Source organism: Thermaurantiacus tibetensis (genome assembly GCF_015354055.1).
Lineage (GTDB): Bacteria > Pseudomonadota > Alphaproteobacteria > Sphingomonadales > Sphingomonadaceae > Thermaurantiacus > Thermaurantiacus tibetensis.
The window spans coordinates 59,159-77,003 of record NZ_JACHTM010000003.1; the positions used below are offsets into that span (position 1 = coordinate 59,159).

General features: G+C 74.1%; 9 protein-coding genes. 3 read left to right on the forward strand and 6 right to left on the reverse strand.

Going from position 1 to position 17,845, the window contains the following annotated elements:
* The first annotated feature begins 6 nt into the window (after positions 1 to 6).
* Positions 7 to 7,800, forward strand: a complete 7,794-nt coding sequence (locus H3H34_RS08955; protein ID WP_194744955.1) for a hypothetical protein — start codon at positions 7 to 9, stop codon at positions 7,798 to 7,800.
* Here the strand turns inward: H3H34_RS08955 and H3H34_RS08960 are convergent.
* Both H3H34_RS08960 and H3H34_RS08965 read right to left on the reverse strand, forming a co-directional pair.
* Positions 7,797 to 8,675 (reverse strand): phosphodiesterase, encoded by an 879-nt coding sequence (locus tag H3H34_RS08960; RefSeq protein WP_194744956.1) that lies wholly within the window; start codon positions 8,673 to 8,675, stop codon positions 7,797 to 7,799. The genes H3H34_RS08955 and H3H34_RS08960 overlap by 4 nt on opposite strands.
* Before the next feature lie 100 nt (positions 8,676 to 8,775).
* Positions 8,776 to 10,953, reverse strand: a complete 2,178-nt coding sequence (locus H3H34_RS08965) for a CHASE2 domain-containing protein (RefSeq protein ID WP_194744957.1) — start codon at positions 10,951 to 10,953, stop codon at positions 8,776 to 8,778.
* A gap of 286 nt (positions 10,954 to 11,239) precedes the next feature.
* On the opposite strand from H3H34_RS08965, the gene H3H34_RS08970 reads away from it, so the two are divergent.
* Together H3H34_RS08970 and H3H34_RS08975 are read left to right on the forward strand one after the other, a co-directional pair.
* The gene (locus tag H3H34_RS08970; protein WP_194744958.1) at positions 11,240 to 12,589 is read left to right on the forward strand and encodes a hypothetical protein; all 1,350 of its coding nucleotides are present in this window, start codon (positions 11,240 to 11,242) and stop codon (positions 12,587 to 12,589) included.
* Positions 12,586 to 13,482 carry a FecR family protein gene (locus H3H34_RS08975; protein WP_194744959.1) on the forward strand — a complete coding sequence of 299 codons (897 nt, stop codon included), beginning with the start codon at positions 12,586 to 12,588 and terminating at the stop codon, positions 13,480 to 13,482. The genes H3H34_RS08970 and H3H34_RS08975 overlap by 4 nt, the downstream gene beginning before the upstream one ends.
* 39 nt (positions 13,483 to 13,521) lie before the next feature.
* On the opposite strand, the gene ccmI is transcribed toward H3H34_RS08975, so the two are convergent.
* Genes ccmI through H3H34_RS08995 form a run of 4 tightly spaced genes read right to left on the reverse strand, consistent with a single transcriptional unit; the run spans position 13,522 to position 17,728 of the window.
* Positions 13,522 to 14,751 (reverse strand): c-type cytochrome biogenesis protein CcmI, encoded by a 1,230-nt coding sequence (gene ccmI, locus H3H34_RS08980; RefSeq protein ID WP_194744960.1) that lies wholly within the window; start codon positions 14,749 to 14,751, stop codon positions 13,522 to 13,524.
* Between the two features lies 1 nt (position 14,752).
* The gene (locus tag H3H34_RS08985) at positions 14,753 to 15,181 is read right to left on the reverse strand and encodes a cytochrome c-type biogenesis protein (RefSeq protein WP_194744961.1); all 429 of its coding nucleotides are present in this window, start codon (positions 15,179 to 15,181) and stop codon (positions 14,753 to 14,755) included.
* 1 nt (position 15,182) lies between these two features.
* Positions 15,183 to 15,728, reverse strand: a complete 546-nt coding sequence (locus tag H3H34_RS08990; RefSeq protein WP_194744962.1) for a DsbE family thiol:disulfide interchange protein — start codon at positions 15,726 to 15,728, stop codon at positions 15,183 to 15,185.
* Between the two features lie 5 nt (positions 15,729 to 15,733).
* The gene (locus tag H3H34_RS08995) at positions 15,734 to 17,728 is read right to left on the reverse strand and encodes a heme lyase CcmF/NrfE family subunit (RefSeq protein WP_328831712.1); all 1,995 of its coding nucleotides are present in this window, start codon (positions 17,726 to 17,728) and stop codon (positions 15,734 to 15,736) included.
* Positions 17,729 to 17,845: the final 117 nt, after the last annotated feature.

A 17,845-nucleotide genomic window follows, 5' to 3' on the forward strand; every position in this document is an offset into this window, starting at 1 on the left:
GACGCCATGACCCGCACCCGCCTTCTTCTCGGGACCGCGCTTGCCGCCCTCGCCCTTGCGGCCCCGGCCGCGGCGCAGTTTCCGGACATCACCGACGTGCAGGTCACCGCCGGCGGCGGCGCCCCGGTCATCACCGATGTCGGCACGCTCCGTCTCGTGACCCTCAACGCGCCCCGGACCTATCTCGACCATGGCCAGGGCTTCGTCCTGTCTTCGGGTGACACGGTGCGGTTCGACTTCACCAACCCCGGCCGGGACGGCGTCGCGCTGCTGCGGTCGGATGCCGGCTTCTTCATCGAGGGCACGGTCGAGGGCCGGCTCGGACCCTCGGCAACCGACCCGCTCGGCGGCAACCTCTGGTTCTTCACGCGCAGCGGCATCATCCTCGGCACCGGCGGCCGCGTGGCAGCCGGCGGCATCCTCCTTTCGAACGCCGTGCCCGATCTGCTCCTCACGCCCGCCGGGCGGGCGGAGCTGCTCCTGCCCGACCGGCTGACCATCGAGGCCAACCTCGGCCCGCTGCTGACCACGGGGGTCCTCCTTTCCTCCGGCGCCAGCGTCGAGGCGAGCGACGGCTTCCTCGCCATCGTCGCGCAGAACGTGCGGCAGGAGGCGGGCTCGGACATCCGGGCGGAGCGCGGCACTGCCCTCGTCGGCGCTGCGAACAGCTACACCATCCGCCTCGCCCGCAACGCGACGAACGACTTCGATCTCGTCGAGTTCGAGGTGCCGGCAGGCGAAGGCACCCGCGACGGCGGCGCACCGATCGACCTCGCCGGAACCGTCCGGGGCGCCAATGTCTGGCTCTCGCTCGTCGGCAGCACCGACCTCGTCTCGGCCATCATCCGCGCAACCGGCACCGTCGTCGCCACGGCGGCAACCGTCGACCAGGGCCAGATCGTGCTTTCGGCCGGCAGCGGCATCGCCGGAAACGCACCCGGCCCGCCGAACGACACCGCCCCGACGCGGATCCGCGCCGAGCTCGCCGACCTCGCCGCCGACGGCGACATCCGCATCCGCCAGGACGAGGGCGAACTCCTGACCGCCTTTGCCGGCGGCGACATCCGCATCGAAACGCGGGAGGCCGTGCCTCCCGGCCTCACCGCGCTCGGCGCGCTGGAGGCCGGAGGCAGCATCCGGGTCGAGGTGGGCGGCGACGTCACCGGCTTGGCGCCGCTCACGGCCGGCGGCGATATCCTCGTGCGCAGTGCCGGCGCCGTCACGCTCGGCAGCCTCTCGGCCGGCGACGACATCGTGGCAGTCGCAGACGGACCGCTCGTGGCCGGCGGGCCCGGCACCACCATCGAGAGCCGCAATGCCGGGCCGGACGTGACCCGCGACAGCGACCGGACCGACCCGAGCGGAGGCCCTTCCCCCATCCGCTCGCTCCACCTGGAGTCGGACAAGGACCGCGTGCAGCTCGCCGGCCTCGTCACCGGGTTTACCCAGGGCTCGGTGCTGAGCGCGTTCGCCGTCGACATCGACATCGACACCGGCACGGCGGGCCTGTTCCTCGACGGGGGTCTTGCCGTTCGCACCCAGGACCTTTTTTCGACCAGCCGGATTTCGCTCGCCGACAGCTTCACCGGCGCAGGGCCCTCGATCCGCTTCGCCGAGATCGTCTCGGGGCCGCTGAGGCTTGCCGCCCTCGGCAACGTCCAGCTCGACGACCTTTCGGCCGCGGGCTTCGCCGGGATCGACGCCGCCGGCGGCGTGACGGTCGGCAACGCGCGCGTCGCGGCCGGGCGCGGCAACCCCGGCTCGCTCGCGCTCACCAGCGATGCCGGCCCGGTCACGCTGGGTGGCGCCGATGTCGACGGCGACCTCATCCTCATCGCGCGGCAGGCGAACGTGAACACGCTCCTTGGTGCCAGCCTGCGCTTCGGCGACGACCTCTACGTCATCTCGGGGCGGGAGTCGCTCGGCCGCGGCATCCTCTTCAACCCGGGCACGACCCTCGAGTCGAAGCCGGGCTTCGACGATGTCGCCGGCAACGAGATCCTCGACAACGGCGACCCGGCGCTGCTGGTGCCCGACTTCGACCGCGACTTCGCCGGCAACGGCCGGGTTGCCGAGCTGCTCGCGCTCGCGCAGTTCGGGAACTTCCCGGCCGGAATCAGCGGCGATGTCCGCTTCGAGGGCGGGATCCAGAACATCGACGTTCTCGAGCTCCGGAGCGACTCGGCGAGCATCCGGCTCCTTTCGCCGGAGTCGCGGCTTGCCGAGCTGGTGGCCAACGCCGAGGTCGATGTCGCGCTGACCGTCGAGGCGGCCGCGGCGCCCTCCTTCTTTGCCGGGCGCGACGCGACGCTGGTTGTGACCGGCACGGATCCGGTGACCATCATCGAATCGGGGGGTGGGCGCGACCTCTCGATCACTGCCGGTGGCGCGCTGTCGCTCGTCTCGGCGCTGGCCGGCCGCGACGCGACGCTCACTGCTGCAAGCCTCGATGCCACGGGCCTCGCCGGCCCGATCCGCAACGCCCGCTTCACCACCACCGCAGCCAACCTTGCCGTCGATGCGCTGTCGGTCTCGGGCAGCATCGCGCTCACCTCGGCCGCCGGGCTCGCGGCCGGCACGCTCGCGGCCGGCGACGACATCCTGCTCGCCGCTGCCGGGGCCGCGACGGTCGATCTGGCGACGATCGCGCCCGGCACCGACCAGGATGGAGACGGGTTCAACATCGTCGCCAGCGCAGCGAGCCTTGTCGCCGGCGGGCTCGACGGCGCGGACGACATCCGCGTCACGACGACGGGCGCCACCACCCTGCCGCGCGTGACAAGGGCGCGCCGGGACATCCTGGTCGATGCCGGCACGCTGTCGGCGGCCTCGCTCGAGGCCGGCCGCGACATCGCGGTCGAGGTCCGGTCGGGGCCGCTGCTGCTCGACGACGCCCGCGCCGGAGACGACGTGCGGATCGCGGCCGCGGGCGATGTCTTCGTCCTCGAGGCCGCCGCGCTCGGCAACGGGCCGGATGACGAAGGCGACGGCGCCCGCCTCCTGCTCTCCGGGGCATCGGTCGATGCCCAGACGCTCGCCGCCACCGGCGACATCGGGGTGCTCGCCCGCAGCGGCGCGGCGCGGCTCGGCGTGAACCCCGGCGCCAGCGTCACCGCCGGCGGCAGCCTCGAGGTGACCGGCACCCAGGTCACGATCGCGGCCGACACCGACATCGGCCTCGACATCCGCCTGACCGCGACGGCCGGCGACATCGGCGGCGGCACGCTTGCCGCCGTGCGCGATCTCGCGCTTGCTGCCACCGGCGACATCGCGCTTGCCTCGGCGACTGCCGGGCGTGACCTCGGCCTCGACGCCGGCGAAGGCGTGAACGTCGGGACCGCGACCGCCGGCCGGGACCTTGCCGCGCGCGGTGCAGCGCTTGCGCTCGGCGCGCTTGCCGCCGGGCGCGACATCGACCTCGAGACGACGCGCGACGACCTCGCCCTCTCCGGCGGGCTCGCCGCCGCCGGCAACCTCCGGCTGGTCTCGGCGGCTGCCCTCTCCGCTGCCGGCCCGCTCTCGGCAGGGGGAGAGGTCACGCTGCGTGCCCGGGACGATGCCCCCGCGGGCGTGATGGCGCTTGCGACCGTGACGGCCGGCGGCAACCTCGACGCGCGCGCCTGGACGGTCAGGGCGACGAGGCTTGCGGCCGGCGGCTCGGCGCGGGTGACGGGCACGGGGCCGGGGAGCATCGAGGCCGACGAGATCGTCGCCGATGACGACGTCGACCTCGAAAGCCCGTCGATCCGGGTCGGCCTCGTCCGTTCGACCGGGCTCGGGCCCGACACGGACGGCGACGGCTTCAACGTGCGCTTGGCCGGCGGGCTCGGCGATTTCGGCGCAATCGAGGCGCCGACCGACATCCGCGCGCGCATGACCGGGGCGCTTGCGATCGCCGATGCAACCGCCGGCCGCGACGCCGACCTCGAGGCGGCGAGCCTCCGCATCCTGACGCGCGCAACGGGCCTGGTTGCCGGGCGCGACGCGCGGCTGGTCGCGGCCGGTGCGCTGGAGGCGGGCCGCGTCTCGGCGGGCGACGACGTGACCATGGAGGCGGGAGGAGCAGCGGCGCTCGGCTCGGTCGAGGCGCGCGGCGACGGCGCGGACGCCGAAGGTGACGGAGCGAACATCCGCCTGGTTGCAGCCGGCGCCGACGCGCTTGCGCTCTCGGCCCCCGGCGACATCGCGGTCGATGCCACGACCGGCCCGGCCACCCTCGGCCGCGACGGCGGGGTGACCGCCGGCCGCGACCTCGCGGTCACGGGCACGACGCTCGACCTCACCGAGGCGAGCGCCGGGCGCGACCTCAGCCTTGCCGCAACCGCCGGCGACATCGTCGGCCCGGCCTTCGCAGCCGTCCGCGACCTCGCGCTTGCCGCCGCGGGCCGGATCGAGGCGTCGACCGTGACGGCCGGGCGCGACCTCGACCTTGCCGCCGGCGGCAGCCTCGAGATTCTCGACACGGCTGCCGCCGGTCGCGACGCGCGGCTGGCGGGCGCGTCGGTCCTCGGGCCGCTCGGCTTTCCGTTCAGCATCGCAGCCGGGCGCGACATCCGCATCGAATCGACGGCCGGCGATGTCAGCGTGCGCGCGACTGCCGGCGACGACGTCAGCGTGCGCGCGGCCGGCACGCTCGTCCTCGCGGCAACCGCCACCGGCGAGGGCGAGGACGCGGAAGGCGACGGCAGCCGGATCCTCGCCGAGGCGGCGGGCGCGGCCTTCCTCGAGGCCTCGAGCGCGGCCGGCGACTTCGATCTTGCCGCGCTCGGCAGCGTGCAGGCGCTCGCCGCGCCCACCGCTGGCGGCAGCCTGCGCATCACCGGCGCCGAGGTGCAGCTGCCGCTGGGCGCGACCGCCGGGACCGATGCCGAGATCCGGGCGACCGGGGGCCTCCTGTTCACGTCGGGCCTCGTCCGCGCCGGCCGCGACATCGCACTTGCCGGCGCCGACGGCGACCGGGTGAACGTGGGCGGCACAGGGCTCCTGGCCGGCCGCGACATCGCCGTCTCCGGGGACGAGATTGCCTTGAACTCCGGCGTCCTGCTCGCCGCGGGCCGCGATGCGCGTCTCCTGGCCACCGGCTTCATCGGCACGCGCGGGGCGAGCGTCGAGGCCGGCCGCGACGTCGAGCTCGCAACGGATCGGGGCATCAACTTCGGGCGCCTTGCCGCCGGTGACGACATCCGGGTTGCCTCGAGCGCCAACCTCGTGCTGGGCGAGGAGGTGCTGACCACCGGCCTCGGGCCCGATACCGAGGGCGACGGCAGCACGGTCGGCGTCTCCGGCACCTTCGTCGAGATCGCGCGCGGCGCGTCTGCAGGCGACATGCGCCTCGAAGGCCGCGATGCCGTCTTCGCCGGCTTCCGCGACGGGTCGCCCGTCGCGCCGGGGCTGACGGCGGGGCGCGATCTCGTGGTGCGCAGCGACAGCGTTCGGCTCAATCTTGCCGGAATCGGCCGCAACCTCGATGCCGAGGCGCGCACCGGCGGGATCGAGGTGGCCGGCAGCATCGCCGCGCCCGGCTCGGTCCGCCTCCAGGCCCTTCTCTTCGTCGACGTGGCCGGCGGGATCAGCGCCGGCGCGGATGTCGACGTGCGCTCGCGCGAAAGCCTCGTCCGGGTGGACGGGCCGGTGTCGGCCGGCGACGACCTCCGCCTTGCAGCAGGGGCGCCGGGGGTGCAGGCGGGCGCGCTCACCACCACCGGCCTCGGGCCCGACGGCGAGGGCGACGGGCCGGTGATGGAGGTGCGCGGCGGCACGATCACCCTCGGCCCGGTGACGGCGGCGCGGGATTTCCTCGCCGAGTCGCCGGGCGCGGTTGCCATCGAGCAGCTTGCGACCGTCCGCGACGCGCGGGTCACGGCGGCAAGCCTCGCGCTGGGGGCGACGGGCGGAATCGGCCGGGACCTCCTCGTCACGGCGACCGGCGCGGGCTTCACCGCGCCTGGGCCGCTTGCCGCCGGGCGCGACATCCGCGTGGAGGGCGCCGGCGACGTGCGGCTTTCCGCGCTCGAGGCCGGGCGCGACGTCGCGCTCGAGGCAGGCGGGAGCCTCGAGACCGGGGCGATTGCGGCGCCGGGGAGCCTTGCCGCCCGCGCCGCGCGCATGACGCTGGCCGGCGCGACCGTCGGCGGCGCGGCCACGCTCGAGACGACGGCGGGCGAGCTGGCGCTTCCCGGCACGGTCTCGACCGGCGGCACGCTCCGGCTGCGCGCGCCCGAGGCAGCGGGCGGCATCCTCCGCCTCGGCCGGGTCACCGCCGGCGGGGCGGTCGATGCGCGCGCCTTCTCGATCCTCTCGGCGCCGGGCGGCGGTGTCGTCACGTCGCGCGGGAGCATCCGGATGGTCGGCACCGGCAGCGCGACGATGGACCTCGAGGAAGTCGTCGCCGACGACGATGTCGATCTCGCAAGCCCCGTCATCCGCGTCGGCCGGGTGCTGGCCACCGGGCTCGGGCCCGATGGCGCAGGCGACGGGTTCAACATCCGCCTCGACGGCGGCACGGGCACGTTCGGAACGCTTGCCGCCCCCACCGACATCCTGGCCCGATTCACGGCGGGGCTCTCGCTCGGCGAAGCGACCGCCGGGCGCGACATGCTGCTCTCGGCCGGCAGCGGCCTGCTTGCCATCGGCCAGGCGACGGCGGCGGGGGTCGCAAGCCTGGTGGGCGGACGCTTCGAGCTGCGCGACCGCCTGGCCGGGCGCGAGGTCCGCTTCGTCGCCACCGGGCCGCTGCGCTTCGGCGGCGCCCCCGGCGGGCCCGGCTTCGTCGTCTCCGCGGCAGACATTGCCCGCATCGACGCGCCGGCCGGAATCTCCGCCTCGACCGGGGCGGTGCCGCGGGCGACCACGCCGCAGGGCCCGGCCAGCGCCGCCTTCGAGGCTGGCTTCGGAGTCGGCGGCACCGCCGACCTTGTCGTCGACCGCTTCGGCTTCGACCCGGCCAAGCAGCCGGTCTTCGGCTTCTACGCCGGGGCTGCCGCGCGCATCCGGGTGGTGGGCGACGTCACCCCGACCGAGGCCGGCGGCCGGCTCATCCTCGGCGCCAACCCGATCGAGGGGCTGACACCGGGTGCCGTGCTGGTGGCGGCAAGCCTGGGTGCCGGGGAACTCTTCCTGCAGGACTGCTACGCAGCGCTCGTGCCGCTCGCGAACATCTCGATCACTGCGCTCAGCAACGTGATCTTCGGTCTGGCAGACTTCCAGGTGGCCGTCGCTGCTGCCGATCCGGCGGCAATCGACGTGCAGGCGGGCGCGCCGGGCCTGCCGCCGTCCCCCGCCGACGACCGGCTGTGGGTGGTCGCCGAGACGATGACCATCACGGCTCCGGGGCGCATCGTCGCCCAGAACACGAGCTCGGTTCCCGGCAGCTTCGCCGGGCTCGTGCTCGCCAACCGCCAGGCGGGCCCGCGGGTGCCGACCGTGCTCACCGTCAACGGCGGCAGCGTCGTCGATCTCTCCGGGGTGATCGTCAACGGCGAGGGCCGGGCCTTCTTCGGGCCGCAGGCCGCGCGCTCCGGCGCGATCCTGGCCGGAAACCCGGCAGCGCGGTTCAACGGCTGCAGCATCGGCGGCACCGAGAGCTGCCTGCCGCCGCTCGCCGACCCGGCGCTCGGCTTCCGCCTCGAGCAGTTCGCGCCGCTCGACCCCTTCGCCGGGGAGCCGGGTGCGCTGCGCGGCACGATCCTGCTCGAGCTTGCCGACCGCGGCACTTTCCAGGTGGGCGTCGAGGACGGCGCCATCCTCATCCGCCGCGACGAGGAGGAGGATCGGCCCGACCGCCGGGCGCCCGGCCGCTAGGCGGCAGGATAGGGGGCGGGACCGCCGGCGCGGTCGGCGGCGTGCTCGGCGAGGATGGGCGCGATCGCCTGCGCCATCCGCGTGTCGTGGCGGACGATCACGTCCGCGCCATCGGCCAGGCCGAAGTGGGTCACGAACTGCACCCCATCCCAGACGTGGAGGGCAAAGCCCGGCGGCTCGTCGACCACCATCGGCCGGCCGTCGGGCACGGCAGGGTCGATCGGCGCGAGGTCGAGCGCCAGCTGCGGCGCCGAGGCCGGGCAGACCAGGAGCGGCCGCCCGGCGAAGGTCGTCGCCATGGTCCGGTGGATGTGCCCGGCAACCAGCAGCCGGACCTGCGGATGGCGGGCGATGACCGCAGCAAGCCGCTCGGCCCAGGGCGCGTTGCGCGGTGCCGTCATCCAGGCAATGCCGGTCTCGACCGGGGGGTGGTGCAGCGCCACGAGCGTCGGCCGGTCGGGCGCCTCGGCGAGCCGCGCCTCGAGCCAGCGTGCGCGCTCGGAGCAGAAGGCGCCGCTGTGCCGCCCCTCCTCCAGCGTGTCGAGCGCGACGATGCGGAGCCCGCCGATGTCGGCCGCATGGTGGACGAAGCCGTCATCGGCCTGCCAGCCGGGGAAGACGGCCGCGAAGGCCGCGCGGCAGTCATGGTTGCCGACGAGGAACCGGAACCGGAGTCCGGAGGCATCGAGAAGCGCGCGAAGCCTCGCATAGCCTTGTCCGTCGCCATGTTCGGTGAGGTCGCCCGTGGCGAGCACCAGGTCCGGCTGGAGCTCGGCAAGCCGCGCCAGCACGGCGGCCAGGCGGCGGGCGTTCTGCTCGTCGGGATTGTCCGGCTCGAACCCGATGTGGAGGTCGGTGATCTGGGCTATCCGCATGGCCCTCTGCCTCGGCGACTCGGTGGGCGGGCCGGAGTATGCCCGCGATGGGACGAATCTGCGTCAATCATTGTTGCGCGGGGCGGAAGGGGCGCGCGGCTCACTTGCTCTCGGCCTCCGCCACGCCGTCCCAGCCTGCGCCCGGCGGGTTCGCGGCGAACCTTTCGACCCGCGCCCGGTAGAGGGCGACAAGTTTCTCCAGGCCGAACGCGGGCGCGAGCGCGGCCAGCCGGTCGAGGTGCGCGGCCGCCTCCTCCCAGTGCTGCGCCCGGTAGCACTGCAGCATGGCCGCGTGGAGCTCCGCGAGCGCGCGGAACGCCGCCTGTTCCGCCATCTCCGGCGGGCCGAGCAGGGCGAAGATCGTCTCGGGGCGGTCGCGGCCCACCACCCGGAGCCGGTCGAGCTCGAGGAGCGCGAACCCCTCGAGGCGCCGCGCCGTCTCCTCGCCGATTGCGATCGTCACGCCATAGGCCTTGGTCTGGCCCTCGATCCGGCTGGCGAGGTTCACCGTGTCGCCGATGAGGGAGTAGTTCAGCCGCTGCGCCGAGCCGATGTTGCCGACGCAGCAGGTGCCGGTGTTGAGCCCGATCCCGATGCGGACCTCGCCCGGCCACGGGCCGGGACCGCCGGCCTTCTCGGCGTTGAGCTCGGCAAGCCGCGCTACCATCGCGAGCGTTGCGCGCGCGGCGTGCTCCGCATGGTCCGGGTCGTCGAGTGGCGCGTTCCAGAAGGCAAGGATGGCATCGCCGATATACTTGTCGATGGTCGCGCGATGGGCGAGCAGGATGTCGGTCATCGGAGTCAGGAACTCGACCAGGAAGGCGATGACCTCGCGCGGGCCCATCCGTTCCGACAGGCGGGAGAAGCCGCGCACGTCCAAAAACATGACGGTCATGTCGCGGTCCTCGCCGCCGAGCTCGAGCCGGCCGGGGTCGGCGGCGATCCGCTCGACCAGCTCGGGCGAGAGGTAGCGGTCGAAGGCGTTGCGGATGTAGGCGCGCTGCCGCTCCTCGCGCCAGAAGCTGGCGGCGGTGACCGCCACGTAGCTGCCGGTCGCTGCCAGCACCGGCCCGACCGGATCAAGGAGCAGGCCCCAGCGGCGGAAGGCAAGCCAGGACAGGGCGACGATGGCGGCGGTTGCCAGCGCGCCGATGATGCCGCTTGGCAGCGCACCAAGGCGCGGCAGAAGGAGCGCCAGCCCCAGCCCGAAGACGAGGAGCAGCAGCCGCTCGGCGCCGGCCGCCCAGTCCGGCCTGACCAGGAACCGGCCGAGGATCATCTGCTCGACCGCCTGGGCGTGCACCATCACGCCAAGCTCGCGCGCGCGCAGCGGCGTCGAGACGAGGTCGCGCAGACCCTGGGCGCCGGTGCCGACGAAGACGATGTGGCCCTCGAACAGGTCGCGCCGCTGGCTTTCGGAAAGCTGGCCTTCCATCAGCGTCCAGGCCGGCACCAGCCGCTCGGGCACCGGCTCGGTGTAGTGCATCCAGAGCTCGCCACCGGCGTCGGTCGGGACCTCGAAGTCCCCGACCTTGAGGCCGACGACCGCGGCGTCCCCGCGCCCGCCGAGCTCGCCGCTGGCGTCGGACGCACGGATGAGGATGACCCCGGCCTGCTGCGCCACTCGGAGTGCCTCGAGCGAGAGCGCCGGAACCACGGTGTCCCCGACGCGGGCGAGAAGGGGTGCGCGGCGGATGATGCCGTCGCGGTCGCCGGTCATGGTGAGGAAGCCCGCGCCGCTCGCCGCTTCCGCCAGCTCTGGCAGCGGGCTGATCGCGCCGGCAAAGACCGGGATGCTCGCCGGCAGGCTCCCGCCAATGGCAAAGCCGGCCGGCCGCTGCGGCGGCGGCCCGGTGGTCTCGCGGGCGAGGAAGAAGCCGAGTACCGAAGGCGCCCCGGCGAGCGCGGCAGCGAAGATGGCGTCGTGGTCGGCAAGGGCACGGATGTCGGCGAACGGCGCGCGCGCCTTCGGGTTGGCTTCGAGCATGTCCGCCACGCGCGCCGGCGAGGTCCGGTCGGGTTCGGCGAAGACGATGTCGAAGGCGATCGCAGCCGCGCCCGCCTCGGCGAGGAGCGAGGTGAGCCGCGCCACCTCGAGCCGCGGCCAGGGCCATTGCCCGAGCCGGGCGATCGTCTCGTCGTCGATGTCGACGATCCTGACCGGCGCGGGCGCGTAAGGGCGCGGCGCCGCGCGCTGGTAGGCATCGAACAGCAGCAGGCCGAGCTGCCGGAGCGGCCCCGCCTCGCTCCAGTGGAGCAGCAGCGCAAGCAGCGTCACGGCGACTCCCGGCAGCGCGGCGCCCAGCCGGCCGGGCAGGGCCAGACGCGGCGGGCGCGAGGGGCTCCGGTTTCCCCCGGTCGCCGGATCGGTTGCTGTTCCGAACGGCCACATCCTTGCACTGTCGCACGAAAGAGGGCAACGGCAACAGGGGCGTGGGAAGCGCGGAGGTGGGTTCATGGCGTGGGCCAGCCAGTCCGGGCGGAGGCGAGCGGCAAGTGGCTGGCGCGCGCTCTGTGCGGGCGTCCTCCTTCTCTGCCCCCTCCCCCTTGCAGCGCAGGAGGCGGTGCCCGAGGATCCCTTCGGCGCGTTCGAGCGTCCGAGAAGCCGCGAGGACGAGATCTCGATCGAGGCGACGCTCCAGGCCCGGGCCGAGGGCCGCGAGATCGTCATCTCCGGCTCCGGCGACCGGCAGTTCGATGCCGTGCTGCGGGCGCCCGACGATGCCGAGCTCAACCTGCGCTTCGCCCGCGACTCCGCAGCGGCGGGTGACCTTCTCTCGGCTGCCGCAGCGATCGAGCGGCTGCTGCTCGAGGAGCCCAACTGGCATGCCGCCCGCCTGCTCTATGCCGTCACCCTGTTCCGCATGGAGGATGTCGAGGCCGCCAGCCGCGAGCTCGACCTGCTCGACGGAGTCGAGCTCACGCCGCTGCAGCGGGCGGAGGTGGACAAGTATCGCCGGCTGATCGCAAGGCGCGACCAGCGCGTGAGCGTCTCGGGGTCGGTCAACCTTGGCCTTGCCTATGATGGCAACGCGACTGGGGCGATCGCCAACCTGGTCGATGTCGGCCTAGGCGGCGGGCAGAAGGACGATGGCCTCGGTTTCTCCGGCGGCGGCCGGCTGAAGCTGTCGGCGCGGCTGGCCGATGCCGAGCCGACCAGCGTCTTCCTGCTTGCCTCGGCGCAGGGCCGAAAGGACCTGTCCGGCCCCCGGTTCGAGACGCTGCTTGCCGACGTCTCGGCCGGGATCGCCGGCGAGATCGGCCCGCGCACCGCCTTCACTGCTGCCGGGCTGGTGCGGCACCTCGCGCTGTTTGCCGATCCCTACCTGACCGAATGGGGCGGCCGCCTGGCGATCAGCCGCCGGCTTTCCCACCTGACGACGGTGGATGCCTCGGTCGAGGTCACCGACCAGTCGTTCGACGAGCCGCTCCTTGCCGGGCTGGTGCCCGGGCTTGCTGCCGACGCCCGCTCAGGCGTGCGGGTCGCGCTTGCGGCCGGGCTTTCGCACCGGCTCTCCGGCGCGACCTCGCTGTCCGCCCAGCTGGGCTGGGAAGACAAGTCGGCCGACTTCCGGCCGCTCGCCTTCTCCGGGCCGGGCTTCTCGGGGTCGCTGCGCCACCAGCTTGGCCGGGGCGCCTATTCGACGCTTGCCGGAAGCGTCCGCGTCCTCGACTTCAAGGCGCCTGACCCGCTGCTCGACGGGCGTGAGCGAAAGGAAACGCGAAGCTTCGTGCGCGCGGCGCTCGGGGCACCGCTGTCGGCCTTCACCGATGCCGGTGCGACGGCCGATGTCCGCGAGGGGATGACCCTCGAGGCCGCACTGTCCTGGACCCGGAGGGACACCCAGCGACCCTATCTCGCCTACCAGTCGGTTGGCGGCGAGCTGCGGCTGATCTGGGTGTTCGGCGAATGAGGGGGCGCAGCCTCGCACTTGCGCTTCTCGTCGCGGCCCTGCCGGCTGGCGCCCAGGCGCCGCCGGCGGTGGGAGTGAACAGCGCGATCCGCAACGAGGTCGCGATGCAGACCTTCCGCGATGCCGCGCTCCGGCCCGCCGTGCTGCGCGAGCCAGTGTTCCTCGGCACCCGGGTTGCCACCGGCGCCGCGAGCCAGCTGCAGCTCCTCCTTGTCGACCGCTCGGTCTTCACGGTCGGCGCCGGCGCGCGCATGGTGATCGACCGCTTCGTCTACGACCCTGACCGCAGGACCGGCGAGGTCGCTGCCTCGGTGGCGCGCGGGGCCTTCCGGTTCATGTCGGGCCGGGCGGTCCGCGGCGAAGGCGGTGCTGCCGCCGTCTCGACTCCGGTGGCCAGCATCGGCGTGCGCGGCACCGTGCTCGAGGGACTGGTCGGGGGCGACGTGCCGGCCATCCTCGCGCTCCTCGACGCGCCGCCCGAAATCCCGGCACTCGATCCGGAAGCCGCAACGCTGGTCGTTCTGCGCGGGCCGGGTCCGCGAACGCAGGGGCTCGACCGGCCGGGCCTGCTGACGGTGACGGCCGGCGGAGTGACGGTCCCGATCGACCGGCCCGGCTTCGCCATCCTTGTCCCGGCGCCGGGGGCCGCGCCGATCGGGCCCTTCCGATTCTCGAGGGCCGCCTTCGCCCGCCTTTCCGAGCTGCTTCGGACCGTCCCCGACTCGGCGGGCGACGAAGGGCGCTGGCCCATCCCCTCGGCTGCCGTTCTTGCCTCCGCCCTCGAGGTCCAGCCCCCCGGGCGGGAGGTGACCGAGCTGCTGCCACCCAGCGCCGACAACCCGACCCGGCCGGCGACCAGGCCCTGCCCCCCCGGCGGGACCGTCTGCCCCTGACGCGGCCGGCGGGGCCGCCCAACGGAAATGGACCCCCGCTCAGGCGCCGGGGAGGCCCACTTCGCGGGCGAACGCCTCGAGTGCGCGCAAGTCGGCGTCGCGGCCCGCGAAGGCCCGCCGCGCCTCGGCATAGGCGGCGCGCGCCCTTGCCTCCTCGCCCAGCACCATGCGCGCGCGGATCAGCCGCTGCCAGCCGCCAAGGTCGCGGGGGTTCTCCTTCAGCCGCGCCTCGAGGCCATCGACCATGCCGCGGATCATCGCCTGCCGGTCCTCGGGCGACATGGCGCTGGCCTCGGCCACCTGGTCCGGCGTGGGTGCGGCCAGCATGCCCGGCGGCAGGGCGGCAGCTGGCGGCGGCGGCAGCCGCGCGGCGACATCCAGTCCCGCTGCCTCGGCCCGGGCGAGGATGATGGACCGGAGGTCCGCCACCCAGGGTGCCGCCGGGTCCTCGGCCACCAGCTTCAGCCACTCCTCGACTGCCCCTCGCGTGTCGCCGTCCTGGTCGCGCGCTGCGGCCAGATAGTAGCGGGCGCGCGCATCCGTGGGATCGATCGCAAGCGCCCGGCGGAAGCTCGCGCGCGCGGCGGGGGTGATCGCGCCGTCGGCCGCCATCACCTGCGCCTCGCCGAGCGCCGAGAGATAGGCGGCGTTGCCAGGTGCAAGCGCCACCGCGCGCGCGTAGGCCTCCGCGGAACCGGCATGGTCGCCGAGCTCGAACCGGCTCCACCCCAGCATCCGCCAGCCCTCGGCATCCTCCGGGTTCCGCTGAAGCCGTGCCTCGAGCCGCTGGACGAGCTGCTGCACGTCCCCGGCGGTCGCAGCCGGACTTGCGGGTCCGGCGCCGCCCGCCTCGTCCCTGCCGCCTGCCTCCGCCCTCCCTCCGACCGCGTCGGGACGGCCCATCCAGCCGTAGAGGCCGGCCGCTGCCACGACCACGGTCGCGGCAAGCGCGTGCGGCAGCCATGCGGCACCTCCGGTTCGCGGCCCGTCCGGGCGTTGCCCTTCCGCGGCAAGGCGGTGTGCTTCCTCCTCGAGACGGCGGCGGACATTCCCCTTGAGCGCCGCGGCTTCGGCGGGCGCGAGCGTCCCTTCGGCGAGCTGCCGGTCGATGTCGGCAAGCTCGCGCGCAAGGCCGGCGAGGAGCGGGGCCATGCCGGAGGCAGCGGTCCCGTTCGCCGGGCGGCGACGCCCCGCCAGCGCCAGGACAACGGGGACGACGGCGCCCACGACGATCAGCGTCAGTGCGGCCCAGAGCCAGATCCCGCCCATATCAGCGCTCCTGACCGGCCCCGTCAGGCTCTTCGTCGAGGTCCGGCCGCATCCGGCCGAGCCGCCGGACGAGAAGGCCGCCGGCCACGACCAGCACGGCGAAGGGACCCACCCAGAGGAGGAGGGTGCGGCCATCGAACGGCGGCTTCAGCAGCACGAAGTCCCCGTAGCGCGCCCGAACCTCCGCGACCACTTCGGCATCGCTGTCGCCGGCCGCGAGCCGTTCCCGCACCAGGCGCCGGAGGTCGCGCGCGAGCGGCGCGCTGCTCTCGTCGATCGACTGGTTCTGGCACTGCACGCACCTCAGGCCCCGTGCGATCTCCCGCGCCCGGGCCTCGAGCGCCGGGTCGGCGAGCGTCTCGTCTGGCTCGACCGCGACGGCCGGGGCAGCCAGCAGGAGAAGGCTTGCGGCAACGGCGAGGCAGCGCATCTCAGCCCGCCGCCCCCGCGCCGAGCCGCGCCAGCATCGGCCGAAGCGTGCCTTCCCACGCCTCGGCCGTGATCGGCCCGACATGCCGGTGGCGGATGATGCCGCGCCCGTCGATCACGAAGGTCTCGGGCGTGCCGGTCACGCCGAGCGCGAGGCCAGCCCGGCCGTCGGGGTCGCTGCCGACGGCGCGGAACGGGTTGCCCCGCGCCGCGAGATAGGCGCGCCCGTCTTCGGGCGCATCCTTCCAGTCGAGACCGTAGAGCGCGACGCCCTCGGCGGCGATCCGCATCAGCATCGGGTGCTCGAGCCGGCAGCTCGTGCACCAGGAGGCGAACAGGTTGAGGAGCTTGGGTTCCCCGTCGCCGGCAAGCGCCGAGGCGACGAGCGGCGCACCGCCGTCCAGCAGCGGGGCCAGCGCGAACTCGGGCACGGGGCGGCCGACCAGCGGCGAGGGAAGCCGCTTCGGGTCCCGCGTCATGCCGAGCCCGAGGGCCACCAGAAGGGCGGCAAGGCCGAGGAGCGGCAGCACGAAGGGAAGGCGGCCCACTGTCGTCACTCCGCCGGAACGGGCACTGCGGCCGGCGCTGCCCGGACCGCCGCCGGCAGGCGGAACCGCCGGTCGGCCATCGCCACGGCGCCGCCGAGCGCCATCGCCAGTGCGCCTGCCCAGATCCAGCCAACGAGCGGATGCCACCAGGCGTGGACTGCGAGCCGTCCGCCGGTTGCGTCGCCGACGGAGACGTAGACGTTGCCGAGCAGGCCGAAGGCGATTCCGGCCTCGGTCGTCTGCTGGCCGCTTGCCGGGTAGCGGCGCCGCTGGGCGACGACGGTGCGGCCGCCCGGGCCGTCCCCCAGCCGGAAGCGGGCCTCAAGAGCCTCCCAGTTCGGCCCCGTCACCCGCCCGACCGACTCGAGCGTCAGCCGGCGTCCGGCAAGATCGACCGCCTGCCCAGGCGCCATCGCTGCCACCTCGGAGACCGTGAACAGCGAGGCCGCCGTGATCCCGGCCGTGAGCATGCCGAGGCCGGCGTGCGCCAGCGCCATGCCCCACGCGGAGGCCGGCGTGGTCCGCACGAGGCGCAGCGCGAACCCTCCTCCGGGCACCCGGAAGCGGCGGAGAAGTGCCAAGACCGCGCCCCCCACCAGCCAGGCCGCAAGCGCGAAGCCGAGCGCGGCGAGCGCCGCCGTCCAGCCTGCGGACCAGAAGAGGGCGAAGGTCGCGGCCGCAGCGAGCAGGGCGGCGCCAGCGGCCGGACGCAGCCGGGCCATGACGTCGCGCAGGCGGTCGGTCTTCCACCGCGTCACCGGCCCCAGGCTGACGAGCGCGAGGAGCGGCACGACGAGCGGCACGAAGGTGAGGGCATAGTAGGGAGGGCCCACCGAGATCCGGTCGCCGGTCGCGAGGTCGATGACGAGGGGCCAGAAGGTGCCAAGCAGCACGGCGACTCCCGCGGCCATCAGGAAGAGGTTGTTGGCGACGAGGCCGGATTCCTTCGAGACGGGCGCGAAGGCGGAGCCCCGCTCGAGCGCCGGCGCGCGCCAGGCGAACAGCGCAAGCGCAGCGCCGGTGAAGCCGCCGATGATGAGAAGGATGATGCTGCCCCGCGTCGGGTCGGTTGCAAAGGCGTGGACCGAGGTGAGGATGCCGGACCGCACGAGGAAGGTGCCGACCATGCTCATCGCGAAAGCGGAAATGGCGAGAAGGAGGGTCCAGGAGACGAGGGTGCCGCGCGTCTCGAGGACGAGGGCCGAGTGGAGGAGCGCCGTTGCCACCAGCCAGGGCAGGAGCGCGGCATTCTCGACCGGATCCCAGAACCACCAGCCGCCCCAGCCAAGCTCGTAATAGGCCCAGAAGGAGCCGAGCGCGATTCCCGCAGTCAGCGCCGACCAGGCGGCGAGGATCCACGGGCGCACTGCGCGCGCCCAGGCCGAATCGACCCGCCCCTCGAGGAGGGCCGCCGCAGCGAAGGCGAAGGCGACCGACAGCCCCACGTAGCCGACGTAGAGGAGGGGCGGGTGAAGCGCGAGACCCGGGTCCTGCAGGAGCGGGTTGAGCTCCGCCCCCTCCGGAGCGGGAGGCCAGCGCCGCGCGAACGGGCCGGAGGTGAAGAGGAGGAAGGCGAGGAACGCAGCCGACAGCAGGCCGAGGACGGCGACGACGCGGGCGTGGAACGCAGGCCGCAGCTCCCTGCCGCCGATCGCCACCATCGCTCCGAAGCCGGAGAGCATCAGGATCCAAAGCAGCATGGAGCCCTCGTGGTTCCCCCAGGCTGCTGCCAGCCGGTAGACCGCGGGCTGGGCGGAATGGCCGTGCCGCGCGACCAGCTCGACCGAGAGGTCGAGGCGGACGAACAGCAGCAGGAGGACGAGGAAGGCGAGCAGCACGAGCGCGCCCTGCACCATCGCGGCCGCCCGACCGGCCGCGACGAGGGCCGGGTCGCGCCAGCGCGCGCCAGCGCCCGCGAGACCCGCCTGCACGACTGCCATGACCAGCGCGAGGATGAGCGCGAACTGGCCGATCTCCGCTGCCACGACGCCCGTCTCCACCCCTGCCGGGAAGCCCCTGGCATCTAGGGGCCTTCGGGCGCGATCGTAAAGATCCGGGGCGGGCGCGCTGGCGCGGCGCGGGGCAAGAGCGGGACTGGCCCATGGGCGAAGCTGTGC